The organism is Mycolicibacterium helvum, from assembly GCF_010731895.1.
Classification (GTDB): domain Bacteria; phylum Actinomycetota; class Actinomycetes; order Mycobacteriales; family Mycobacteriaceae; genus Mycobacterium; species Mycobacterium helvum.
This window is the reverse complement of the sequence record NZ_AP022596.1, coordinates 5,797,039-5,818,253: the sequence shown is the minus strand read 5'-3', so window position 1 is coordinate 5,818,253 and position 21,215 is coordinate 5,797,039. Positions and strand designations below refer to the sequence as shown.

The window sequence follows — 21,215 nt, the reverse complement described above, 5'->3', positions numbered from 1 at the left end:
AGTAACCCCGTAGTAACGCAGCCCACTGGCGTGTTAGCGCCACCTTGTCGGCGTCGGTGTTAGGGTGAGATTCCGTGGGTCGGCAGGCCCCAGCTAGTTCACAGCGATCCCCTGCCCGTCGTCACGGAGGTTGCTCTTGCCACCACTGCGTAAGCACCCGCAGACCGCTACCAAGCATCTCTTCGTCAGCGGTGGAGTCGTCTCGTCTCTGGGCAAAGGTCTGACAGCAAGCAGTCTCGGTCAGTTGCTGACCGCACGTGGCTTGCAAGTGACGATGCAGAAGCTCGACCCTTACCTCAACGTCGATCCGGGAACGATGAACCCGTTCCAGCACGGCGAGGTGTTCGTCACCGAGGACGGCGCCGAAACCGATCTCGACGTCGGCCACTACGAACGCTTCTTGGACCGCAACCTCTCCGGCTCGGCCAATGTGACCACCGGTCAGGTGTATTCGGCGGTGATCGCCAAGGAGCGCCGCGGCGAGTACCTCGGCGACACCGTTCAGGTCATCCCGCACATCACCGACGAGATCAAGCGCCGCATCATGGCGATGGCCGAACCCGACGCGTCCGGCGCCCGGCCTGACGTGGTGATCACCGAGATCGGCGGTACGGTCGGCGACATCGAGTCGCTGCCGTTCTTGGAGGCCGCGCGGCAGGTCCGCCACGAGGTGGGCCGGGACAACTGCTTCTTCCTGCACGTCTCGCTGGTGCCCTATCTGGCGCCGTCGGGTGAACTCAAGACCAAGCCCACCCAGCACTCGGTGGCGGCGCTACGGAGCATTGGCATCAGCCCCGACGCACTGATCCTGCGGTGCGATCGCGACGTTCCTGAGCCGCTGAAGAACAAGATCGCGCTGATGTGCGACGTCGACATCGACGGGGTGATCTCCACTCCCGACGCGCCGTCGATCTACGACATTCCCAAGGTGCTCCATCGGGAGGAACTCGACGCCTACGTGGTGCGCCGGCTCAGTCTGCCGTTCCGCGACGTCGATTGGACCCAATGGAACGACCTGCTCGGCCGGGTGCACGACCCCAAGGAAACCGTGCGAATCGCATTGGTGGGCAAGTACGTCGACCTGTCTGACGCGTACTTGTCAGTGGCCGAGGCGCTGCGGGCCGGCGGCTTCGCCCACCGCGCGAAGGTGGAGATGCGCTGGGTGGCCTCTGACGACTGCGAGACCGACAGCGGCGCAGCGACTGCACTGGGTGATGTGCACGGGGTACTGATCCCCGGCGGATTCGGCATCCGCGGGATCGAGGGCAAGATCGGCGCGATCCGCCACGCCCGCCAACGTGGGCTTCCGGTCCTCGGCCTGTGCCTAGGACTGCAGTGCATCGTGATCGAGGCGGCCCGTTCGGTCGGCCTGACCGAAGCCAACTCGGCCGAATTCGACGAGGACACACCTGATCCGGTGATCTCGACGATGGCCGATCAGCGTGATGCGGTGGCCGGCGAGGCCGACCTGGGCGGCACCATGCGGCTGGGTGCCTACCCCGCGACGCTGGAAGCGGGATCGATTGTGGCCGAGGCCTATCAGGCCACGCATGTGTCCGAGCGACACCGGCACCGCTACGAGGTCAATAACGACTACCGCGATCAGATCGCAGAGAGTGGCCTGCGGTTCTCGGGCACGTCGCCCGACGGTCACCTGGTCGAGTTCGTCGAATATCCCCGCGAGGTCCACCCGTTCCTGGTCGGCACGCAGGCACACCCTGAACTCAAGAGCAGGCCGACTCGTCCCCATCCGCTGTTCGTGTCGTTCATTGGTGCGGCCATCGAGTACAAGGCCGCCGAGCGGCTGCCGGTGGAGATTCCCGAACAGCACTCCAACGGTAGGGAACATTCGGCGCAGCCGCTGGCCGAGCAGGTTCCAGAGCACTCATCTCGTGGCTAAGCACGATTTCGAGACCGTATCCTCCGAAACCGTTTATCGCGGAAACATTCTCGCCCTGCGAGTTGATCAGGTCCGAATGCCGGGCGGCAACGTCGCCAAGCGCGAAGTCGTCGAACACTATGGTGCGGTGGCCGTCGCCGCGGTCGACGAAACCGGCCGCGTGGCGATGGTCTATCAGTACCGGCATCCCGTCGGGCGCCGGTTGTGGGAGCTGCCGGCCGGGCTGCTCGACGAACCGGGGGAGGACCCGGTGGTTGCCGCGGCGCGCGAGCTGGGTGAGGAAACCGGACTGACTGCCCAACGCTGGGATGTGCTGGTCGATTTGATTTCCTCTCCGGGCTTCAGCGACGAGGCGTTGCGGGTGTATCTGGCTCGGGGACTGAGTGATGTCGGGCGCCCCGAAGGGCACGATGAAGAAGCCGACATGGAAGTGCACTGGGTGCACGTCAAAGATGCTGTACAGCAGGTGCTGTCCGGTGAGATCGTGAATTCGACTGCCGTGGCGGGCATTCTGGCCGCGCACGCGGTGATCGTGGACGGCCATTCGACCAGGCCCGTGGACACGCCGTTCCCCGACCGCCCGACCGCGTTCGCCGCGGGGAAGGCCGGGTCATGACGACCTTCTCGGCCGATGTCCCGGGTCGCTCCGCTCCTGCCCTCCGAACCGATATCCCGGGTCGCTCCGCTCCTGCCCTCCGAACCGATATCCCGGGTCGCTCCGCTCCTGCCCTCCGAACCGCACTCGACGATCAGCTGCAGGGCTACCTCGACCACCTCACCATCGAGCGCGGAGTGGCGGCCAACACCATCAGCTCGTACCGGCGTGACCTGCGTCGCTACGTCGAGCACCTGGCTCTGCGTGGGATCGACGACCTGACCAACGTCACCGAGAACGACGTCAGCGACTTCCTAGTGGCGCTGCGCCGCGGCGACCCCGACGCCGGCACGGTGCCCCTGTCGGCGGTGTCGGCGGCACGGGCGGTGATCGCGGTGCGCGGGTTTCACCGGTTCGCCGCCGCGGAAGGGATTATCGGCATCGACGTCGCCAGGGCGGTCAAGCCACCCACGCCCAGCCGGCGTCTTCCGAAGAGCCTGAGCCTCGACGAGGTGCTGGCCCTGCTCGACGGCGCCGGCGGGGACAACCCGTCCGACGGGCCGCTGACCCTGCGCAACCGCGCCATGCTGGAGCTGCTGTATTCGACTGGCGCCCGAATCTCCGAGGCTGTCGGACTTGATGTCGATGATGTCGACACCGAAGCGCGGTCGGTGCTGCTGCGTGGGAAGGGCGGTAAGCAGCGGCTGGTTCCGGTCGGCCGGCCCGCGATCGCGGCGCTGGACGCCTACCTGGTCCGTGGCCGCCCCGATCTGGCGCGCCGGGGACGCGCCACGCCGGCCATCTTCCTGAATGCGCGCGGCGGGCGGCTGTCCCGGCAGAGCGCCTGGCAGGTCTTGCAGGATGCCGCCGAGCGGGCGGGCATCTCGGCGGCGGTGTCGCCGCACACGCTGCGGCACTCGTTCGCCACCCACCTGCTCGACGGTGGGGCCGATGTCCGCGTGGTCCAGGAGCTGCTGGGACACGCATCGGTCACCACGACGCAGATCTACACCCTGGTCACCGTGCACGCGCTGCGCGAGGTCTGGGCCGGCGCACATCCGCGGGCATGATGTCGCGGGTCTGCCATTCGGCGAGCCGGCACACCGTTAGACTTTCGCGGATGTTCGCCACGCCGCCGAATCGCCTGATGACGGGGGGGCACGGCGTGACCGACGAGGCAGACGATTCCGCTATCGGTCTCACCGGCCGCCCGCCCCGCCACATTCCCGAACCACAGCCGCTGACCTCGCATGGGCCGGCCAAGGTCATCTCGATGTGTAACCAGAAGGGCGGCGTCGGCAAGACCACCTCCACGATCAACCTGGGGGCGGCCCTGGCCGAGTACGGCCGCCGGGTGCTGCTGGTGGACCTCGACCCGCAGGGTGCGTTATCGGCCGGGCTGGGCGTGCCGCACTACGAACTCGCCCACACGGTGCACAACCTGATGATCGAGCCGCGGGTGAGCATCGATGAGGTGCTGATCAATACCCGGGTCAAGAACCTGGACCTGGTGCCCAGCAACATCGATCTGTCGGCCGCCGAGATCCAGCTGGTCAACGAGGTCGGCCGCGAGCAGACCTTGGCGCGCGCGCTGCACCCGGTGCTCGACCGCTACGACTATGTGTTGATCGACTGCCAGCCGTCGCTGGGCCTGCTCACCGTCAACGCGCTAGCCTGCTCCGACGGGGTGGTCATCCCGACCGAGTGCGAGTACTTCTCGCTGCGTGGGCTGGCACTGCTCACCGACACCGTCGACAAGGTGCGCGAGCGGCTCAACCCGCGCCTGACGATCAGCGGGATCCTGATCACCCGCTACGACAACCGCACGGTCAACGCCCGCGAGGTGATGGCACGTGTCCTGGAACGCTTCGGCGACCTGGTGTTCGACACCGTGATCACCCGCACCGTGCGCTTCCCCGAGACCAGTGTCGCCGGCGAGCCCATCACCACCTGGGCGCCGAAATCCGCTGGTGCACAGGCATATCGATCGCTGGCCCGTGAGGTCATCGACCGCTTCGGCAAGTGACCGAGCAGCCGGCGCCTGAAAAGGGCTTCCGTGTCACGCTGACCAACTTCGAGGGTCCCTTCGATCTGCTGTTGCAGCTGATCTTTGCCCATCGCCTCGATGTGACCGAGGTCGCACTGCATCAGGTGACTGATGAGTTCATCGCGTACACGCGTGCGATCGGTCCCCAACTCGAGCTCGACGAGACCACCACATTTCTGGTGATTGCCGCCACGTTGCTCGATCTCAAGGCCGCCCGGCTGCTGCCCTCCGGGGAAGTGCACGACGAAGAGGACCTGGCGCTGCTGGAAGTGCGCGACCTGTTGTTCGCGCGGCTGCTCCAGTACCGGGCGTTCAAGCACGTCGCCGTGATGTTCGCCGAACTGGAGGCCGCGGCGCTGCGGAGCTACCCGCGCGCCGTCGCGCTCGAGGACCGGTTCGCCGACCTGCTTCCCGAGGTCATGCTGGGTGTCGACGCGGCCAGCTTCGCCGAGATCGCGGCCGCCGCGTTCACCCCACGGCCGGTGCCCACCGTCGGCACCGAACATCTGCACGCATCGCAGGTGTCGGTGCCCGAACAGGCCGAGCGGTTGCTGGAGTTCTTGTCCGCACGCGGGGTGGGGCAGTGGGCGTCGTTCACGGAGTTGGTTGCCGACTGCGATGAGCCGATCCAGATCGTCGGGCGCTTCCTGGCGCTGCTCGAACTGTATCGAGCCAGGACGGTAGCATTTGAGCAATTAGAACCGCTTGGTGTGCTCCAGGTTTCATGGACCGGAGACCGGCAGGTAGACGATGAGCTGGTCAGATCCGAGTGGGAAGAAGAGCAGAACTAACCATGACCGAGGACGCGGGCGAAGTACCCGACCTGGACAGCGACGTCGCCCACGCCGATCTGGACGACGACGAACTGGGCCGGGTGCTGGAGGCGCTGTTGCTGGTGGTGGAGACCCCCGTCAGCGCAGAGACGTTGGCAACAGTGACCGAACAGCCGGTGTATCGAATCACCGCCAAACTGGAGTTGATGGCCGGCGAGTTGGCGGCCCGGGACAGCGGTATCGATCTGCGTGAGGCGGGCGGTGGCTGGCGGATGTACACCCGGGCCCGGCTGGCCCCCTATGTGGAGCGGCTGCTGCTGGACGGGTCACGGTCGAAGCTGACCCGGGCGGCGCTGGAGACGCTGGCGGTGGTGGCCTACCGCCAGCCGGTCACCCGGGCACGGGTCAGTGCGGTACGCGGCGTCAACGTCGACGCAGTGATCCGAACGCTGGTGGCACGCGGGCTGATCACTGAGGCCGGCGCCGACGAGGACACCGGCGCAACGACATTCGCGACGACTGAGCTGTTCCTCGAGCGGCTCGGACTCTCGTCGCTGACCGACCTGCCCGATATTGCCCCGCTGCTTCCCGACGTCGACGTGATCGACGAGATGAGTGAAAACCTGGACGACGAACCACGTTTCGCCAAACTGTCCGGTGGCGGTAGCGCAGAGCCCAACAAGTCCTTCGAGGTGGACACCGATGCCTGAACCAGAAGGCGTGCGACTGCAGAAGGTCTTGTCGCAGGCCGGAATCGCGTCACGACGGGTCGCCGAGCGGATGATCCTCGACGGCCGGGTCGAGGTCGACGGACAGATCGTCACCGAAATGGGTACCCGGGTGGACCCAGCCACTGCCGACATCCGCGTGGACGGGTCGCGGATCGTCCTGGACGACACGATGATGTATCTCGCGATCAACAAGCCCATCGGCATGCATTCGACGATGTCGGACGACCGTGGCCGGCCGTGTGTCGGCGATCTGGTCGAACACCGGGTGCGCGGCAACAAGAACCTGTTTCACGTCGGGCGCCTGGACGCCGATACCGAGGGCTTGTTGCTGCTGACCAACGACGGCGAGTTGGCACATCGGCTGATGCATCCGTCGTTCGAGGTGCCCAAGACGTACCTGGCGACGGTGACCGGTTCGGTGCCAAAGGGTTTGGGCAAGACACTGCGAGCGGGTGTCGAGCTGGACGACGGGCCGGCATCGGTCGACGATTTCGCGGTCGTCGATGCGGTGCCGGGTAAGACGTTGTTGCGGCTGACACTGCATGAAGGACGCAAGAGAATCGTGCGCAGGCTGCTCGCTGCAGTGGGCTATCCGGTGGAGGCGCTGGTGCGGGTCAGCATCGGTGAGGTGACACTTGGTGAGCAGCGGCCGGGCAGCATTCGCGTGTTGACCCGCAAGGAAGTTGGCGAACTGTACAAGGCGGTAGGGCTGTGAGTGGTGTGGTAGTCGCGGTCGACGGTCCGGCCGGGACCGGAAAGTCTTCGGTGTCGCGAGGATTGGCGCGCGCGCTGGATGCGCACTACCTGGACACCGGGGCAATGTATCGGCTGGTGACCCTGTCGACACTGCGCGCCAAGGTCGACTTGAGCGATCCCGAGGCGATCGCGGCGGCCGCCGATGTTCCGTTATCGGTGGGCAACGACCCGGATGTCGATCGCGCTTATCTTGGCGGCGAAGATGTTTCGGCCGAGATCCGCGGCGACGAGGTCACCCGTGCGGTGTCGGCGGTGTCGGCGGTGCCCCGCGTGCGTACCCGACTGGTGGCATTGCAGCGTGAATTGGCCTCCGGGCCAGACAATGTCGTGGTCGAAGGCCGCGATATCGGCACCGTCGTGCTGCCGGATGCCGATGTAAAGATTTTCCTCACCGCTTCGGCCGAGACCCGGGCACGTCGGCGCAACGATCAGAACGTCGCGGTCGGGTTGTCCGACGATTACGAGACGGTGCTGGCCGATGTGCGGCGCCGCGATCACCTGGACTCGACGCGTGCGGTGTCGCCGCTACGTCCGGCCGATGACGCGGTGATCGTCGACACCAGCGAGATGACCGAGGCCGAAGTCGTGGCACACCTGCTGCAGCTGGTCGAACAGCGAAGCGGGGCAGTGCGATGAGTGACGGTACTTGGTCTGACGAAAGCGACTGGGAGCTCACCGAAGAGGGTTTCGAGGGCGAGGACGGCGAGGCGTTCGCGCCGCCGCCGGTGGTCGCCATCGTCGGGCGGCCCAACGTCGGCAAGTCGACCTTGGTGAACCGGATCCTGGGTCGTCGCGAGGCCGTCGTGCAGGATCTGCCAGGGGTGACCCGCGATCGGGTGTCCTACGACGCCTCCTGGATCGGGCGGCGCTTCGTCGTGCAGGACACCGGCGGATGGGAGCCCGACGCGAAGGGTCTGCAGCAGCTGGTGGCCGAGCAAGCTTCGGTGGCGATGCAGACCGCCGACGCGATCATCCTGGTGGTGGATGCGACGGTCGGTGCGACCACCGGCGACGAGGCCGCGGCGCGAATTCTGCGCCGGTCGGGGAAGCCGGTGTTCTTGGCGGCCAACAAGGTTGACAACGAGAAGGGTGAGGCCGACGCCGCGGCATTGTGGTCGCTGGGGCTGGGGGAGCCGCATCCGATCAGCGCGATACACGGCCGCGGGGTGGCCGATCTGCTCGACGAGCTCGTCGAGGCGCTTCCCACCGCGTCTGAGGTCGCTCCGGCGGCCGGGGGGCCGCGGCGCGTTGCGCTGGTCGGCAAGCCGAACGTCGGCAAGAGCTCGCTGCTGAACCGGCTGGCGGGTGCCGAGCGCTCAGTGGTGCACGACGTCGCGGGTACCACGGTCGACCCGGTGGACTCGTTGATCGAATTGGGCGGCAAGACATGGCGTTTCGTCGACACCGCTGGCTTGCGCCGACGGGTTGGGCAGGCCAGCGGACACGAGTTCTACGCCTCGGTGCGCACGCACAGCGCGATCGATGCCGCCGAGGTGGTGGTGGTGTTGATCGACGCGTCACAGCCACTGACCGAGCAGGACCAGCGGGTGCTGACGATGGTCATCGAAGCGGGCCGGGCACTGGTGCTGGCGTTCAACAAGTGGGATCTGGTCGACGAGGATCGGCGCTACCTGCTCGACAAGGAGATCGACCGCGAGCTGACGCAGCTGCAATGGGCGCCGCGGGTCAACATTTCAGCCAAGAGTGGTCGGGCGGTACAGAAGCTCGTACCGGCGATGGAGACCGCGCTGTCGTCCTGGGATGCCCGGATCTCGACGGGTCAGCTCAACACGTGGATCAAGGAAATCGTCGCGGCCACACCGCCGCCGGTGCGCGGCGGAAAACAGCCGCGGATCCTGTTCGCGACCCAGGCCACCGCGCGTCCGCCGACGTTTGTGCTGTTCACCAGTGGCTTTCTGGAGGCCGGCTACCGCCGGTTCCTGGAGCGCCGGCTGCGCGAGACGTTCGGTTTCGAGGGCAGTCCGATCCGGATCAACGTTCGCGTTCGGGAGAAGCGCAAGCTCAAACCGCGTTAATCGGCGGGTTTGACGGGATTTCACGGCTGCCACCCAGTAGATTGACAGGCATGGAGTTTGCTACGTCTTCAGTGCCCGCCCGTCGCCTGGTCTACGGGATCGCCGGATTAATGATTGCTGCTGCACCCGCGGTCGCCGTGTTCAGCGGCGCCTTTCAGGGTGCTGCGCCCCGGGTGCTGGCGTGCCAGGAAACTGACACCGAGGACAGCTTCTCGATGGACTGCGCGCCGTCGGTGATCCCGGACACCAGTGACATGCTGACCGAGGCCGAAGTGGCCGAACCGGGATTCAACGCTGGTGGGGGCGACTTCCACGGTGGTCCGGCGGGCGGCGCCCCCGGCAGCGGCGGTGGCCACCGTTAGGGCTTGAGCCACCGATTTCCGTACGAGTCGAGGTGCACCACGTCCTCGACTGATTTACGGGTGGTTGGGCCGTAGCGTCCCTTCGGCCAGCCCAGGGGAATCACACAGACCGGGGTTACCGACAGCGGTAAGCCGAGAGTTTTGCGTGCCGACGTGACGCTCCACAGCGGCATCGTGATCAGTGACGCGCCCAATCCCATGGCACGTGCGGCGAGCAGCAGATTCTGCACGCTCGGATAAATCGACCCAAAGAAGGACGATTCACCGACGAACGGGGTCGGGACGTAGGGCAGGCGCATGCCACCACGCAGGCAGGGAATGACCAGCACCGGGATCTCGCTGAAGTGCTCGACCTGCCATTTCACGGAGCGCAGGATCTTCAGCATCGATTCGTCGCCCTTGGCCATCCGCTCGCCCATGGCCCCGTAGAGCGACCAGCCTTGGCGGTAGCGCTTGCCGAGCTTGTCCTTGACCCGTTGGTCCTTGACGACGATGAATTCCCAGTTCTGGCCGTTGGAGCCGGTGGGGGCGCGCAGCCCGAGCTCGATGCATTTGGCGACGATGGCGTCATCGACCGGGTCGGGTTTTACCCGTCGGATGGCTCGCTGGGTCATCATCGCGTCGAGGAGGGGCATGCTCAGGGCGGCCAGCGCCTGGTCGGTACTTGGTATCTCGCTCATAGAGAACGAGGTTATTGGTCTCGTGCTCGACGTAGTCCTGTGTGACGTATCACGTTGCAGTGGAGACTGTTTGGTGAGCGCGATGCCCACTGTCGGCGATGATCGGCAATCCGGATAGGGTTTTTCAGTGTCTGTCTCCCACATGATCGTTATCGCCTTGGCCGGCATGGCGGCGGGAGCGATCAACTCGCTGGTCGGTTCGGGCACACTGATCACCTTCCCGACGCTGGTGGCACTGGGATTTCCGCCGGTGACAGCGACGATGTCGAACGCGATCGGCCTGGTGGCCGGCGGGGTATCCGGGACGTGGGGATATCGCAAGGAGCTCGGCGGGCAGTGGGATCGGCTGCGCTGGCAGATCCCGGCGTCGCTGTTCGGCGCAGCAATCGGGGCGTTCCTGCTGCTGCATCTGCCAGAGAAGGTGTTCATCCAGATCGTTCCGGTGCTGCTGATCTTGGCGTTGGTGCTGGTGGTGATCGGGCCGCGAATCCAGGCCTATGCGCGTCAGCGTGCCGAGGCGACGGGGCGGTCGGTAGAGCATGTGTCGCCGAAGCGGATGGCGGCGCTGGTGTTGGGCACGTTGGCGGTAGGGATCTACGGCGGGTACTTCACCGCGGCGCAGGGGATCCTGCTGATCGGGGTGATGGGCGCGCTGCTGCCCGAGGACATGCAGCGGATGAATGCGGCCAAGAACCTGCTGTCGCTGCTGGTCAACGTCGTCGCCGCGGTGGGCTACACGGTGGTGGCGTTCGATCGGGTGAGCTGGGAGGCGGCGGGGCTGATCGCGGCCGGGTCGCTGATCGGGGGGTGGCTGGGCGCGCACTATGGGCGACGGCTTTCGCCGAACGTGCTGCGCGCGGTGATCGTGGTGGTCGGCCTGATCGGGCTCTACCGCCTGTTGACGGTGTGACACCTGTGGCCGATTCGGGTGTCTGCGGGGGCCTACGGTAGGCTTTCGATCTGCTGCCGGGGGATCCCGGACAGCGCCGCGGGCTGTGGCGCAGCTTGGTAGCGCACTTGACTGGGGGTCAAGTGGTCGCAGGTTCAAATCCTGTCAGCCCGACGCAGGTCAGAGGTACTTTCCGGAGGTTCGGAAGGTGCCTTTTTCCGTCTGTACCCAAACCCTGTACCCAAACCACGTCGCACGCCTGTTCACAGGCCGAGGGCAGAGCCCAGACCGTCGACCGCGGCACGCGCCGTGTCGTCGCTGGTGTGTCCGTAGAGGTCGCCGGTGATGGCGATCGACGAGTGGCCGAGCAGGTCGGCGGCCGCCTTGATGTGCACCCCGGATTCGAACCACGCGACCGCGGCGCTGTGGCGCATGGTGTGCGCGCCGACATCTTCGATGCCTGCCTTGTTCGCAGCTATCTCGACGGTGCGGAGGATGTTGCGCGGGTCCACCATCGTCCCGAACTCGGTTGCAAAGACCACGCCGGAATCGGTCCACAGATCACCGGCCGCGAGGCGTTCCTGGAGCTGTTGTTTGCGCCACCCCCTGGATCGCGGCCACCGCCCCGGCGTGCAGCGGCACCCGCCGACGTGACCGGTCCGTTTTCGGTTCGGTGAGCACCAGCTCCCCATCAACGCGCGACAGGTGCACGTAGCCCGCGGTGGCGTCGTGCGCGTCGCGGCCGCCGGTGCCGTCGCCGCCGGTGCCGACGTGCAGGTGGGCGCGGGCGGCGCGGCATCCACCGCCACCACCGGCGTCGTCGTCGGGTTCGCCGTCACCGGTGCCGCCGACGGTGCCATTGCCGAGATCGCGTTCTACGTCTAACCCGAAAGGACCCCGCCATGCCTAACGCGCTCCTCCCCGAACTCAACGGCCGCGCCCTCACCGTCGACATCGCGCTCAAGTCGCCGACGATCATCCGCGATCAGATCGCGAGGCTCGCAGATTCTCAGCTGCTATTGGGGCACCGTCGATGTATGGGAGGACAAGTCCACGCGATCGTGGGTCGTCCAGACCTACGCGGTCCCGGCGTTTGCGGTGGACCGTCCGTACGCCGTCAAGAAGCTGCTCGGTATCAGCTAGTTCGGAAGGGATGCAGCACAATGGAACGCACGCTTAACGAAACGCGGACCGCGGCACTGCTCGAGGCGCTTGGCCTGCCTGCCGACACCAACGACCCTGACCTGGTCGCGGCAACCGCAACCGACCTCGCCGCGCAGGTGCAAGCGCTCGACCCGGCCAAGCCGTCGACAATTGCCGCAGCGGCCAAGCGGAACGGCATGGAGGTCATCGACACCGACACCGCCGCAGCACTGCGCCGCGATGCGCAGGAGGGTCGCCGGATCGCCGCCGCCGCAGCGCGCGAACGCATCGAGGCTGCCGTCGATGACGCGATCAGCAAAGGCAAGGTCATGGCGTCGCGCCGGAAGCATTGGGTGACGCTGATCGAGGCCGACCCCGGCATGGCCGAGGTTCTCGCCGCCACACCGAACGAGACCGCGGTGCCACTATCAGAGATCGGGCACGCCGCCGACAACACCGGCGACCTCGCGCAACCCGCCGGGTGGTTCTACTGATTGACCAGGGCGGGACGGTGCCTCCAGTGCATCAGAGAGGTTTGCGCATACGATTCGGTTCGTGGCGAAGCCTCCAAAACGCGGTTTACCGAAAACGCTCTATCACTACACCGATATAGACGGCTTCGAAGGAATCTACGGGTCGGGGGAACTGTGGGGCACCCATGCGCTCTACTTAAACGACGCGTCAGAACTCAAGATTGGCCTTGACGCCGTTCAGGTCGAGCTGGACGAGCTCAGGTCTGGCCTGCTGAAAGACCGTCCCGACGGCGCAGCCGATGCTGGTCTTGCGGAACATCTCGAAGACGTTGCAGAAATGAGTAGGGTCGTCCGGCGGGCTCACGACGCAGACTGCTACATCGTCAGTCTGTCAAAGAATGCCGATCAGTTGAGCCAATGGCGCGCATATGCGAAGTCGGGCTATTGCATCGGCTTTGACACCGAGGCGCTGTTTCAACACTTTGATGCTTTCCACCGGATGGGGCTGGTCAACTACTACCCGGACGAGCACAACGTAGACATTCCATCCGCAATGATTCTCCTCATGCAATCTCAGCTGGAGGAGATGAGAGAGAACGAATCAATACCTGACGAGTCTCGTGAGTTTTGGACCGCGCACTTTCTCGCTGAGAAGGCTGCCTTCATGAAAGATCGCACGTTCGTCGAAGAGGGAGAGGTTCGCATCGTCCAAGCTGTGCGGTCGGATAGCTGCTTCTTCACGCCGAGTAAGTACGGCATGACACCACGGACGAAAATTCCTCTTGCCGAGAATGCAATTACGACAGTCATTGTCGGACCCGGAGCTCATGCTGACCTCCGCCTGCGGTCACTCTCCATGTACCTTCAGCGCACTGGCTTCAAAAGGGCCGAACGTCAGGAGGGCAGTCCCGTACCAAGCGTTGTGCCATCGAAGATTCCGTACCGCGATTGGTGACCTGATGTGGTCCACCCACACCCCCAAGAATGTTGATGGGGGGTGGCTAGCTGACTAACCCCGCGGTAGTCACCTTTTTTTGCGGCAGGTTCGAATGCTTTGCGATGACGGCCGCGACTCGGTTTCCTCGCCGTGATTGAAGTGGCCCGCGCGGATCTTTTGCCGCGCTTTCTCGAACCGGCGATCGCTGATCGAAGGCGCTGCAGCATCCGATTCCGTCTTGGCGGTTCCGATGGTTGTAACGTAGCCGCGCCAGGCGGCGTGGTCCTCCGCTGCGTCGGGGTGAAGGTCAACTTCGCGATGCTGGCGTGCAACGACCCGGATGGCTCCCAGGGCCCGTGCGGCGGAAAGATGTTGGGCAGCAGTCTCTTCCGGCTTCACGAAGGTGAGTATGGCCGATGCCAAGGCCGCCAATAATGCCAGGCCGCCGGACAGCACGGGCGACTTATCAGCGACGATCGTCGCGGCGGCGGCGGCGGCACTAACAGTGGCGATCAGCCCGAGCCACATGTGGGCCTTTTTCAGTTCCTCTGCCGCTACGAAATGCCCTTTCTCGGTGAAGAGCATGTCCTCTTCGAGTCGTTCAAGCTCGGCGGTGATTGCGGATCGGTAGGCAGACATATCGCTCACCAGCCGGGATAGGGGTAGTCGTATCCGAAAACCGACGTCATGTGCGACCAGTAGTCGGAGCGGTTGCCAGCGGATTGTGCGGCTTCGGCCGCTTCCAGGTGGCCGAGAGCCTCGCGTGCCTGTCGCAGGGCGGTGGTGCGGTTCGCCTCGGACGATGTAGCCGGGATTCGTGGAACAACGCCGAGCGGGTCATTCATAGGGCGCATCTCTCCGGCAACGAGTCGGCGGAACACCGCGCGCAGGTCAATGTCGTAGATGATGGCGCTCTCGTCGCTTGAGTACTTGACCGTCCGCATCTCGAGATAGAACGACGAAACGGGAACACCCTGGCTGTATTTCCACGCCTTCACCAGTCGGACGAGCGTCTTAACCTTCTTGCCGAGGCGGTCGTTGACCTCGCTCACATACTTGTTGTGTGCGAGGGGAATTGACTCTATCCACTCGTCGTTAGGCCCAGGAATCCGGAAAACAACGATGCCCCCTTGCTCTCCCTTGTAGAAGGCAGGAACGATTTCGAAGTGCGGGGGCGCATAGAACGTGACCTTCACCGTGGGACTCGAAATGTCCAATTTCGTAACGGACCAATGGGCTCCTGTAAGAGCCTGTTTCAGGTTCGATAGAGCCGTCGATGGGAGGACCGGTCTCGAGGTCCCAGGAATGAAGGACATGTAGTCGACATCGCTGTGCCCCTTCAATGAAGTCCCATGACTCCACGAGCCGGACTCAACGAGGCCGACGGAGGTCGTCTTCGCCTTCACTGCATCCTCGATCGGCTCCCGGCGCTCACTGACCGTGGTCCGATCGAGCGCGGGCGGGACCAAGGAAGCGGCGAACGCGTCGAGCGCCGAATCGCTCATCGTCGACAGATCCCCGCGACACGCCCGCCGAGGTCTAGTAGGGATGTAGAGCTGCGGCCGGCATCCCCCATGGCCAAGAACGCTACTTCTGACGGGGCTGGCTCCCGAGGTGCGACACGCCTCGCACGATTCGCTGTTAGCGAACCGGAACGCTGGTTTGTGATCAGCTACCCATTCGCGGCACGCAGGGCGGCCACTACGCACTCGCCTACGGCGTCGTTGTAGGTAGTCCAGTCGCCGATTACGTCGCGGCCGTCAGGTACGAGGGTGTGCCGTCGGGCGTCGCTGCTCAACCCGTAGATCGCACCGCCGGACATCACCCATGAGTCCGCGCTCGACACCCGCGTGCCGGTGGCGTCAACGATGTTGCCGCCGACGATCACGGTGCCTGATGGGCCAGACACCGACTGCATGTTCTCGAGGTGCTCGTTGTTGCTGAAAGCGGCGTTAATCATCTCAACGATCCGCGCCGGTGCCTCATCGCATCCTGACCCGGCAGCGGGTACTGGCCTGATCGGCGTCGATGGCGCGGCGGGCGTGTTTGACGGGACTGGCATCGGCACCGGCGATATGCGCGGGATGGTGTCAGCTGCCGACGCGGTGGTTGTGGTGGTCGTGGCGACGTCGGTGCTCGATCCGCCGCTGCACCCGACAAGCGCCACTGACACGGCAATGGAAACGAAACCAATAGCAATCCCCCGCATGGGTGGGCAGCATAGCTCGGCCGCAGCCCGTGGCATCGCCGTTTGCTTGCACACAGACACCGTTCGCGCGCGTTGACCTCCGCTTTTACCCCCGTCGGCGTACCCAAACGCCTACCCAAACCAGGTCGAAAAGTCCGCCGGTATGCGCCGATATCCGGGGCGGTCCGTAGTGAATTTATTCGCCTGTGGCACAACGCCTTACGAACCTCCGAAGACACCCCGCGAACACAGGCGAACACACATGTGATGCCTGGGGGTCAAGTGGTCGCAGGTTCAAATCCTGTCAGCCCGACTTAGAGATGCAGGCTTTGACCTGCATTAATGCCGTAATCGCGGCATCAGAAGTGTGTGTGGCATCGCCATAACTGCGCGTGGTGAGACCGGCGGAATTTATCGATGGCGGGTTGAAGATTCGCCAGTTGGTCCTCATCGATGCCCTGTCGCGGGAGGGCTCGGTCGGCGCGACCGTTGCGCTCGGTATCGCGGCTCAACGGAGTACGTTCAGTCACCATCTCCCGTGCGGCGGCTCCGTTTAGTTGCCCGCAGCAGGCGCGCGACAGTGGCGTCCAGGCCCTTGCGACTGGCAAACCCGGCAGCGGCCGCTGCCTCATTCCAGGTGCTGCCCGCGATGGCGAGTTGTGCAGCGTGGGCGAGTCGATCGCGATTGGGACGCTGGGGGAGAGTGGCGAGCGCGGTGAGTATCTGATGTCCGCGAGCCCGCCGGACGTACGCGTGCTCCCACTCGGACATGGCTTGCGTCTTTTTTGGCTCCAGGCCTTCGGCTAAGGCGTCCCATACCGGCCCGTCGTTGACGATCAGTGGATTCGATGCGCGGTTGCTGGGGCTGTCGGTGATCCATGCGGTGATCACGTGCTCGAAGGCGAGGACGATCCAGAGGTACTTGTTGGATTCGAGTTTGCGACGCAGCGACATATAGGTAATGCGGCCGGTCCGCAGAGCAGTTTCGACGGTGACCAGTTCCCAGTGCTCGGGTTGGAAGTAGCTCAGATACTCAAGTGGGATCTCTCGCTCGGTGAAGCGGGATTTCGCGTGCGGTATCTCCAGACTCAGCCCGGCCAACGCCTTTAATTGCTCGCGTGCAGTGTCGAAAAGCAGCTCTGGACCATGCTTGGAATGGAAACGGAGAGTGCGAATCCTGGTCATGGCTGAGCGCCGTCATCCAGAAGAGCTGCGTCCGGCGCGGGCGGTGACTCCCCGGTCTGGACCATGTCGCACAGTGCGTCGGATACGAGCGGTTTGATCCCGGCCAGCGCCTCGTGCGGTGCGGGCGCCACGAACGACAGCGAGGGGAATTCGCCTGCTCTACCGAGGAACTCGCCGTCCTCGTCCGACCAGTCGACGTAGTACTTGTAGTGTTCGGGCCGCTGGCAGTCTGGCCCGTGCACGTGCGGACAGTCGACGTAGCAGCATGCACAGAGCGAGGTGTCGCCCTCACCGCCGAGAAGGCCGGTGGTGTTGGTGCACTCGCAGTCGCGGCACTGGCACGACACCAGTGGTTCGCTGTCGAGTGTCATGATGCGCAGCTTGGCACGTAGCACCGACAGGGAGTCGGCGCGTCAGCTCATCGTGGGCCACCCGGTGGCGTTGAACACCGCGATCGGGTCGAGGTAGTCCCGCCAGTGCGTCACCTTCCCGTTGGCGACGGTGACGATGGAGACGAAGCGGTTGTCGTAGGCGCCTCCACCGTGCACGGGATGACCGTGCACCTCGTACTCGAGGACCACCACTGAAGCGTCCGGGTCGCGGTATACGCGCAGCCCGTCGGCGCTGTAGATGCTCATGTAGTCGTCGTAGCCGCGGTACAACTCCAGCACCGCGTCCCGGCCTTCGACGCGGCGGGGATACCCGGGCACCGAGATGACGTACTCGAACACGACGTCCTCGGCGAGCAGGTCGAAGTAGTCCTCTCCGTCGACCAGCCCGGCGAGCCCGGTGCGGATAACGTCGAAGAACGACCCGTTGGCGCCGAAGGCCGAGGCGTCGTCGATGTACGTGGTCACGTTCTGCTCCTGTCGCTTCTGGTTCAGTGGGTCCACGCCGTGGCGTTGCGTCGGGCGAACGTCGCGAAGTCGGTGGCCGGGCGCCCAAGCACTCGTTCGACGTCCCCGGTGGGTCTAGCACCGTCGCCGTTGATGATCGTGCCGGTCAGCCACTGCAACATCACCGCGTAGTCGGCCGGTACGCCGGCGGCCACCGCACCGTCGATCCACGCCTGCTGATCGACGTCGACATACGTCACCGGTCGGCCGCTGACTTCGGCGACGATCCCCGCGACTTCCTTGAAGGTGAGTGTCGAGGGACCGGTCAGGCGGTAGCGGGCGCCGTCGTGCGCGGCGGGTTCCAGCAGCGTCCGGACGGCCACCGCCGCGATGTCGTCGGCGTCGACGAAGGCTTCGGCACCACCGCCGCTCGGAACTATGAGCGTGTCGCCGATCAGGGGGAGGTGCTCGTCGGTGAAGTTCTGCATCACCCAGGCCGGACGAAGGATCGTGTGTGTGACGCCGAGTTCGGCGACGAGCTTCTCCACGGCGGCGAGGTCGATCACCGACGGTGCCCGATCCGCGCCGTACGCGCTGAGCAAAGTCACGTGCCGGGCCCCGGATCCGACGGCCGCGTCCAGCAGCGCGGCCACCTGGTCGGCGAACCGGACGCGCATGGTGGGCGGAACCAGGTGATCATGCCTCGACTGTTCCGCCCGGCCTGCGCGTGCATCAATGCTTCATCCGCTTGACTTGTTAAGCGAGCGTCTCGTCGGCTTGTTCGCCGTGAGCGCCTAGCGCATTCTGATTCTCGTGGACCTGCTGTACGACCACCTGATGCGCGCCCGGGCGACGGGCGCCGTCTTCGCCCGTACCGTTGTGACACCGCCGTGGGGATTGCTGCTCGGCGGTTCGGTCGAATTGGCGGTGCACCTGGTGATCCGGGGCCGCGCGTGGCTGTGGCGTGAGGACGTGCGCGAGGCGATCGAACTGATCCCCGGCGAGATCACCCTGGTGCGCGGCGGGGTGCCGCACCACCTGGCGCATGAGCCCGGCGCCGTGTGCATGGATCCGGACTATTTCCGTCGGCGGCTACCGCCCGCCGGGTCGCCGGACCACGGTTCTACGGTGTTCCTGTGCGGCGCTTACCGTTTCGCCGGCGACGTCGCCGGCGGGGTTGTCGATGCGCTGCCGCCGGTGTTGACTCTGTCCTCGGCTGCGGATGACCCCCTCCGGGAAGTCATCAGCTTGCTGTCACGGGAACTCACGGTCGCCGAAGCCGGGCAGCAAACGGTGCTGGACCGGCTCCTCGACGTGCTGCTGGTACTGGCTCTTCGCACTGACTTCCGGCATAGCCCGAACGCACCGCGATGGTATCGGGCGGCGGCTGACCCGCGTCTGCGAGACGTGCTGCAGGCCATGCACGATGACCCCTCTCGGCCGTGGACCGTGGACGAGTTGGCGACGGTCGCGGGTCTGTCCCGAGCGGCATTCGCGCGAACCTTCGGCGAGGTGCTCGGCCAGCCGCCGCTGCAGTACCTGACCGATCACCGTATGTCGCTGGCCCGGGATTTGTTGCGCACCAACGATCTTGGGTTGTCGGGCGTCGCCACTCGAGTCGGTTATGGCTCGCCCTACTCCTTCGTGGCGGCGTTCCGTCGTCATCACGGCCTGCCGCCGATCGCCTGGCGACGCCAGCACGAAACGGAGCAGCGGGTGCTGAGCGCGGATTAGCTACCCGCGGCAGCAAGTGAAAACAGTCGCGCTGCAGGCTAGGTCATGGCACCGAGGTATCCAACGGCGCGGCGAACATGGATCGATGTCCACCGCTGTGGCCGCGAGCGCCTGGTGCCGGCGTTTGCGGCGTTGCTCAGGGTAGGCGAGAACATCGTCGAGAGTCGGTGACTGCATTGGCGGCATGCACTGTCGCGACGACTTTGGTCAATGCTTGGTGCACTGAACGCGGCAGCTCGATGCGGTCATGTTCACCGGTCCCACGTGGGCAGAACTGGCGATGCCACCGTTACGCTCCTATCAGAACTATCCGAATTAATTTTCGGAACGTTCGAATAAGCTCACCGCTGGAGGCGAGCTGGAACAAATCCAGCAATTGGCGAGACGTCGCGTCGCCCCCGGTCGTTACGATCCGGACGTGAGACTGACGTCGGGGGAGCACTTCGCAGGATTTCGTGTCATCGAGCCGCTTGGGGCCGGGGGCATGGGCGAGGTCTATCTGGTGGAGCATCCCCGGCTGCCGCGTCGCGAGGCACTGAAGGTGCTTTCTACGGACTTCACCACCAACGAGGAATTCCGTCTGAGGTTCCTGCGCGAAGCGGAGCTGGCTGCGGCTCTGTGGCACCCAAACCTGGTCACCATTCACGACCGCGGGGAAGCCGAGGGGCGATTGTGGATCTCGATGGACTACGTCGACGGCGCAGATGCCGCAAACTTGATGCGCATGCGGTATCCCACTGGCATGCCGGTGGACCAGGTAATCAGCATTGTCACTGCCATCGCGTCAGCGTTGGACTCCATTCATGCCGCCGGCATGCTGCACCGTGACGTCAAACCGGCCAACATCCTGTGCTCTGAGCCGGCGATGGGCGCCCGCCGGATAGCGTTGGCGGACTTCGGGATTGCTCGTCAGATCAACGACTCAAGCGGCATCACTGCGACGAATACGACCATCGGAACAGTCTCATATGCGGCTCCAGAACAACTCATGGGTAAGCGGTCGGACGGTCGGGCGGACCAATACGCGTTGGCGGCCACTGCGTTCCACTTACTAACGGGTGCAGCGCCGTTTGTGGACTCCAACCCAGCTGTCGTGATCTCCCAGCACCTCAGTGTGCCACCGCCACGACTCGGTAGCATTCGCCCAGAACTGTCGCAGCTTGACGCCGCGTTCGCGAAAGCGCTGGCGAAAGATCCGGCGCAGCGGTTTGCCTCCTGCGCTCACTTCGCTGAAGCGCTCGCCGGTGCGGTAGACGTCCTAGTGGCGCAGGGAGGCAACACGATGGCCACACCGGGATCGGCCCCTGCACTTCTCCCGCCGCCGCCGACCGAATCGAAAGCCGCACCAGGATCAGCTCGAAGGAGTCTCTTCAGCCCGGCCGTTTTGGTCCTGGCTGTCTTGGGTCTGGGCCTGATAGCGGCCGTCGTCTTCGTGGGTTGGCAATTGGCAAACCGGCAGCAGAGCTCTGCCTCGGCTCCGCCGGCCCCTCTGTCCGTCAAGACGACGGCAGGCCCAACATCGCCCCAGGCCCCAATCACCGTGACGGTGTCGGCGTCCCCAACAAACGTCGCCCGTCCACCGGCCAGCCAGTCTTCGACGGCGCCAATGCTGCTTGCCGACGCCGACGTGCACGGATTCGTAGGCTTTGGCGGTGACGCACGCTGCAGTGGAAACGATCGCGCCATTGCGGTCATGCGCACGCCGGAGTCCGCACTAGTGGTGTGCCAGTCCCCAGGAGGGGGCGCGTACTACCGCGGTTTACGGCTTAGCGACATGGCGACAATTGAGCTCACCAACATCGCGGTGACCGACTCTGGCTCTACGATCGTGGTGACCAACAACTCTGACGGCACCCGGTATGACATCAGCAGAACGGGCCTTCAGATCGTTAAGGATGGCGAGGTGCTCGGCAGCGAGCCCGCGATCGAGTTCGCCGCGCGGTAGGACAG

26 protein-coding genes and 1 tRNA gene are annotated in these 21,215 nt (G+C 65.0%); 18 read left to right on the top strand and 9 right to left on the bottom strand.

Features of this window, described 5'->3' with window-relative positions:
* Window positions 1–136 precede the first annotated feature (136 nt).
* The 10 genes from G6N38_RS27415 (at window position 137) to G6N38_RS27370 (ending at window position 9,200) form a co-directional block, all read left to right on the top strand.
* Window positions 137–1,900: a CTP synthase gene (locus tag G6N38_RS27415; RefSeq protein ID WP_163751251.1), complete on the top strand. Its 1,764-nt coding sequence runs from the start codon at window positions 137–139 to the stop codon at window positions 1,898–1,900.
* Window positions 1,893–2,516: an NUDIX domain-containing protein gene (locus G6N38_RS27410; RefSeq protein ID WP_163751250.1), complete on the top strand. Its 624-nt coding sequence runs from the start codon at window positions 1,893–1,895 to the stop codon at window positions 2,514–2,516. The genes G6N38_RS27415 and G6N38_RS27410 overlap by 8 nt, the downstream gene beginning before the upstream one ends.
* Window positions 2,513–3,565 carry a site-specific tyrosine recombinase XerD gene (gene xerD / locus G6N38_RS27405; RefSeq protein ID WP_246227477.1) on the top strand — a complete coding sequence of 351 codons (1,053 nt, stop codon included), beginning with the start codon at window positions 2,513–2,515 and terminating at the stop codon, window positions 3,563–3,565. The genes G6N38_RS27410 and xerD overlap by 4 nt, the downstream gene beginning before the upstream one ends.
* A 77-nt stretch (window positions 3,566–3,642) precedes the next feature.
* Window positions 3,643–4,521 carry a ParA family protein gene (locus G6N38_RS27400; protein WP_407663025.1) on the top strand — a complete coding sequence of 293 codons (879 nt, stop codon included), beginning with the start codon at window positions 3,643–3,645 and terminating at the stop codon, window positions 4,519–4,521.
* Entirely contained in the window at window positions 4,518–5,333 is an 816-nt protein-coding gene (locus G6N38_RS27395; RefSeq protein WP_163751249.1) for a segregation/condensation protein A, read from the top strand. Before G6N38_RS27400 ends, G6N38_RS27395 begins: the two co-directional genes overlap by 4 nt.
* Window positions 5,334–5,335: 2 nt before the next feature.
* Entirely contained in the window at window positions 5,336–6,025 is a 690-nt protein-coding gene (gene scpB, locus G6N38_RS27390) for an SMC-Scp complex subunit ScpB (RefSeq protein ID WP_163751248.1), read from the top strand.
* Window positions 6,018–6,761, top strand: coding sequence for a pseudouridine synthase (locus tag G6N38_RS27385; RefSeq protein ID WP_163751247.1), 744 nt, complete (start codon window positions 6,018–6,020; stop codon window positions 6,759–6,761). The genes scpB and G6N38_RS27385 overlap by 8 nt, the downstream gene beginning before the upstream one ends.
* Window positions 6,758–7,438, top strand: a complete 681-nt coding sequence (gene cmk, locus G6N38_RS27380) for a (d)CMP kinase (RefSeq protein ID WP_163751246.1) — start codon at window positions 6,758–6,760, stop codon at window positions 7,436–7,438. The genes G6N38_RS27385 and cmk overlap by 4 nt, the downstream gene beginning before the upstream one ends.
* Window positions 7,435–8,838: a ribosome biogenesis GTPase Der gene (der, locus tag G6N38_RS27375; RefSeq protein WP_163751245.1), complete on the top strand. Its 1,404-nt coding sequence runs from the start codon at window positions 7,435–7,437 to the stop codon at window positions 8,836–8,838. Before cmk ends, der begins: the two co-directional genes overlap by 4 nt.
* 50 nt (window positions 8,839–8,888) lie before the next feature.
* A complete protein-coding gene (locus G6N38_RS27370) occupies window positions 8,889–9,200 on the top strand; it encodes a hypothetical protein (protein WP_163751244.1) in 312 nt (103 codons plus the stop codon).
* On the opposite strand, the gene G6N38_RS27365 is transcribed toward G6N38_RS27370, so the two are convergent.
* Window positions 9,197–9,880 (bottom strand): nitroreductase family protein, encoded by a 684-nt coding sequence (locus G6N38_RS27365; protein ID WP_163751243.1) that lies wholly within the window; start codon window positions 9,878–9,880, stop codon window positions 9,197–9,199. The genes G6N38_RS27370 and G6N38_RS27365 overlap by 4 nt on opposite strands.
* Window positions 9,881–10,022: 142 nt before the next feature.
* On the opposite strand from G6N38_RS27365, the gene G6N38_RS27360 reads away from it, so the two are divergent.
* Entirely contained in the window at window positions 10,023–10,790 is a 768-nt protein-coding gene (locus G6N38_RS27360) for a sulfite exporter TauE/SafE family protein (RefSeq protein ID WP_407663024.1), read from the top strand.
* A 79-nt stretch (window positions 10,791–10,869) separates the two neighbouring features.
* Window positions 10,870–10,943: transfer RNA gene (locus tag G6N38_RS27355), tRNA-Pro, on the top strand.
* 89 nt (window positions 10,944–11,032) lie between these two features.
* Here G6N38_RS27355 and G6N38_RS30885 read toward each other — a convergent pair.
* Complete coding sequence (locus G6N38_RS30885) at window positions 11,033–11,311, bottom strand: tyrosine-type recombinase/integrase (RefSeq protein ID WP_246227476.1); 279 nt, start codon at window positions 11,309–11,311, stop codon at window positions 11,033–11,035.
* A gap of 163 nt (window positions 11,312–11,474) precedes the next feature.
* Here G6N38_RS30885 and G6N38_RS27345 point away from each other — a divergent pair, with 163 nt between their 5' ends.
* The 3 genes from G6N38_RS27345 (at window position 11,475) to G6N38_RS27335 (ending at window position 13,340) form a co-directional block, all read left to right on the top strand.
* Window positions 11,475–11,654 (top strand): hypothetical protein, encoded by a 180-nt coding sequence (locus G6N38_RS27345; protein WP_220101374.1) that lies wholly within the window; start codon window positions 11,475–11,477, stop codon window positions 11,652–11,654.
* Window positions 11,655–11,932: 278 nt separating this feature from the next.
* A complete protein-coding gene (locus G6N38_RS27340) occupies window positions 11,933–12,406 on the top strand; it encodes a hypothetical protein (RefSeq protein ID WP_163751241.1) in 474 nt (157 codons plus the stop codon).
* 61 nt (window positions 12,407–12,467) lie between these two features.
* On the top strand, window positions 12,468–13,340 hold the full coding sequence (locus tag G6N38_RS27335) for a DUF2971 domain-containing protein (protein WP_163751240.1): 873 nt from the start codon (window positions 12,468–12,470) through the stop codon (window positions 13,338–13,340).
* Between the two features lie 69 nt (window positions 13,341–13,409).
* Here the strand turns inward: G6N38_RS27335 and G6N38_RS27330 are convergent, their stop codons facing one another.
* From G6N38_RS27330 to G6N38_RS30880, 3 genes are all read right to left on the bottom strand, one after another.
* The gene (locus G6N38_RS27330) at window positions 13,410–13,961 is read right to left on the bottom strand and encodes an SLATT domain-containing protein (protein WP_163751239.1); all 552 of its coding nucleotides are present in this window, start codon (window positions 13,959–13,961) and stop codon (window positions 13,410–13,412) included.
* Window positions 13,962–13,966: 5 nt separating this feature from the next.
* Window positions 13,967–14,827, bottom strand: coding sequence for a nucleotidyltransferase domain-containing protein (locus tag G6N38_RS27325; RefSeq protein ID WP_163751238.1), 861 nt, complete (start codon window positions 14,825–14,827; stop codon window positions 13,967–13,969).
* A 167-nt stretch (window positions 14,828–14,994) separates the two neighbouring features.
* Window positions 14,995–15,231: a hypothetical protein gene (locus G6N38_RS30880; RefSeq protein ID WP_246227475.1), complete on the bottom strand. Its 237-nt coding sequence runs from the start codon at window positions 15,229–15,231 to the stop codon at window positions 14,995–14,997.
* 25 nt (window positions 15,232–15,256) lie between these two features.
* Between G6N38_RS30880 and G6N38_RS30875 the strand changes: the two genes are divergently transcribed.
* Entirely contained in the window at window positions 15,257–15,607 is a 351-nt protein-coding gene (locus G6N38_RS30875) for a hypothetical protein (RefSeq protein WP_246227474.1), read from the top strand.
* 425 nt (window positions 15,608–16,032) lie between these two features.
* Here G6N38_RS30875 and G6N38_RS27315 read toward each other — a convergent pair whose 3' ends face one another.
* Genes G6N38_RS27315 through G6N38_RS27300 form a run of 4 tightly spaced genes read right to left on the bottom strand, consistent with a single transcriptional unit; the run spans window position 16,033 to window position 18,208 of the window.
* Window positions 16,033–16,695, bottom strand: a complete 663-nt coding sequence (locus tag G6N38_RS27315) for a hypothetical protein (protein WP_163751236.1) — start codon at window positions 16,693–16,695, stop codon at window positions 16,033–16,035.
* Window positions 16,692–17,066, bottom strand: coding sequence for a hypothetical protein (locus tag G6N38_RS27310; RefSeq protein ID WP_163751235.1), 375 nt, complete (start codon window positions 17,064–17,066; stop codon window positions 16,692–16,694). The genes G6N38_RS27315 and G6N38_RS27310 overlap by 4 nt, the downstream gene beginning before the upstream one ends.
* A gap of 42 nt (window positions 17,067–17,108) precedes the next feature.
* Window positions 17,109–17,552 carry a nuclear transport factor 2 family protein gene (locus G6N38_RS27305; RefSeq protein WP_163751234.1) on the bottom strand — a complete coding sequence of 148 codons (444 nt, stop codon included), beginning with the start codon at window positions 17,550–17,552 and terminating at the stop codon, window positions 17,109–17,111.
* Window positions 17,553–17,575: 23 nt separating this feature from the next.
* On the bottom strand, window positions 17,576–18,208 hold the full coding sequence (locus tag G6N38_RS27300) for an NmrA family NAD(P)-binding protein (RefSeq protein ID WP_246227473.1): 633 nt from the start codon (window positions 18,206–18,208) through the stop codon (window positions 17,576–17,578).
* A gap of 136 nt (window positions 18,209–18,344) precedes the next feature.
* Between G6N38_RS27300 and G6N38_RS27295 the strand changes: the two genes are divergently transcribed.
* Together G6N38_RS27295 and G6N38_RS27290 are read left to right on the top strand one after the other, a co-directional pair.
* The gene (locus G6N38_RS27295; protein ID WP_163751233.1) at window positions 18,345–19,265 is read left to right on the top strand and encodes an AraC family transcriptional regulator; all 921 of its coding nucleotides are present in this window, start codon (window positions 18,345–18,347) and stop codon (window positions 19,263–19,265) included.
* 418 nt (window positions 19,266–19,683) lie between these two features.
* Window positions 19,684–21,210 (top strand): serine/threonine-protein kinase, encoded by a 1,527-nt coding sequence (locus tag G6N38_RS27290; RefSeq protein ID WP_246227472.1) that lies wholly within the window; start codon window positions 19,684–19,686, stop codon window positions 21,208–21,210.
* Window positions 21,211–21,215: the final 5 nt, after the last annotated feature.

What these genes read in the sequence shown, in the direction of transcription:
- G6N38_RS27400 (WP_407663025.1), top strand. Translation starts at nt 3,643, where the DNA reads ATGACGGGGGGGCACGGCGTGACCGACGAGGCAGACGATTCCGCTATC.
- G6N38_RS27385 (WP_163751247.1), top strand. Translation starts at nt 6,018, where the DNA reads ATGCCTGAACCAGAAGGCGTGCGACTGCAGAAGGTCTTGTCGCAGGCC.
- G6N38_RS27330 (WP_163751239.1), bottom strand. Translation starts at nt 13,961, where the DNA reads ATGTCTGCCTACCGATCCGCAATCACCGCCGAGCTTGAACGACTCGAA.
- G6N38_RS27360 (WP_407663024.1), top strand. Translation starts at nt 10,023, where the DNA reads ATGATCGTTATCGCCTTGGCCGGCATGGCGGCGGGAGCGATCAACTCG.
- G6N38_RS27370 (WP_163751244.1), top strand. Translation starts at nt 8,889, where the DNA reads ATGGAGTTTGCTACGTCTTCAGTGCCCGCCCGTCGCCTGGTCTACGGG.
- G6N38_RS27300 (WP_246227473.1), bottom strand. Translation starts at nt 18,208, where the DNA reads ATGCGCGTCCGGTTCGCCGACCAGGTGGCCGCGCTGCTGGACGCGGCC.
- scpB (WP_163751248.1), top strand. Translation starts at nt 5,336, where the DNA reads ATGACCGAGGACGCGGGCGAAGTACCCGACCTGGACAGCGACGTCGCC.
- G6N38_RS27325 (WP_163751238.1), bottom strand. Translation starts at nt 14,827, where the DNA reads ATGAGCGATTCGGCGCTCGACGCGTTCGCCGCTTCCTTGGTCCCGCCC.
- G6N38_RS27340 (WP_163751241.1), top strand. Translation starts at nt 11,933, where the DNA reads ATGGAACGCACGCTTAACGAAACGCGGACCGCGGCACTGCTCGAGGCG.
- der (WP_163751245.1), top strand. Translation starts at nt 7,435, where the DNA reads ATGAGTGACGGTACTTGGTCTGACGAAAGCGACTGGGAGCTCACCGAA.
- G6N38_RS27315 (WP_163751236.1), bottom strand. Translation starts at nt 16,695, where the DNA reads ATGACCAGGATTCGCACTCTCCGTTTCCATTCCAAGCATGGTCCAGAG.
- xerD (WP_246227477.1), top strand. Translation starts at nt 2,513, where the DNA reads ATGACGACCTTCTCGGCCGATGTCCCGGGTCGCTCCGCTCCTGCCCTC.
- G6N38_RS27365 (WP_163751243.1), bottom strand. Translation starts at nt 9,880, where the DNA reads ATGAGCGAGATACCAAGTACCGACCAGGCGCTGGCCGCCCTGAGCATG.
- G6N38_RS27310 (WP_163751235.1), bottom strand. Translation starts at nt 17,066, where the DNA reads ATGACACTCGACAGCGAACCACTGGTGTCGTGCCAGTGCCGCGACTGC.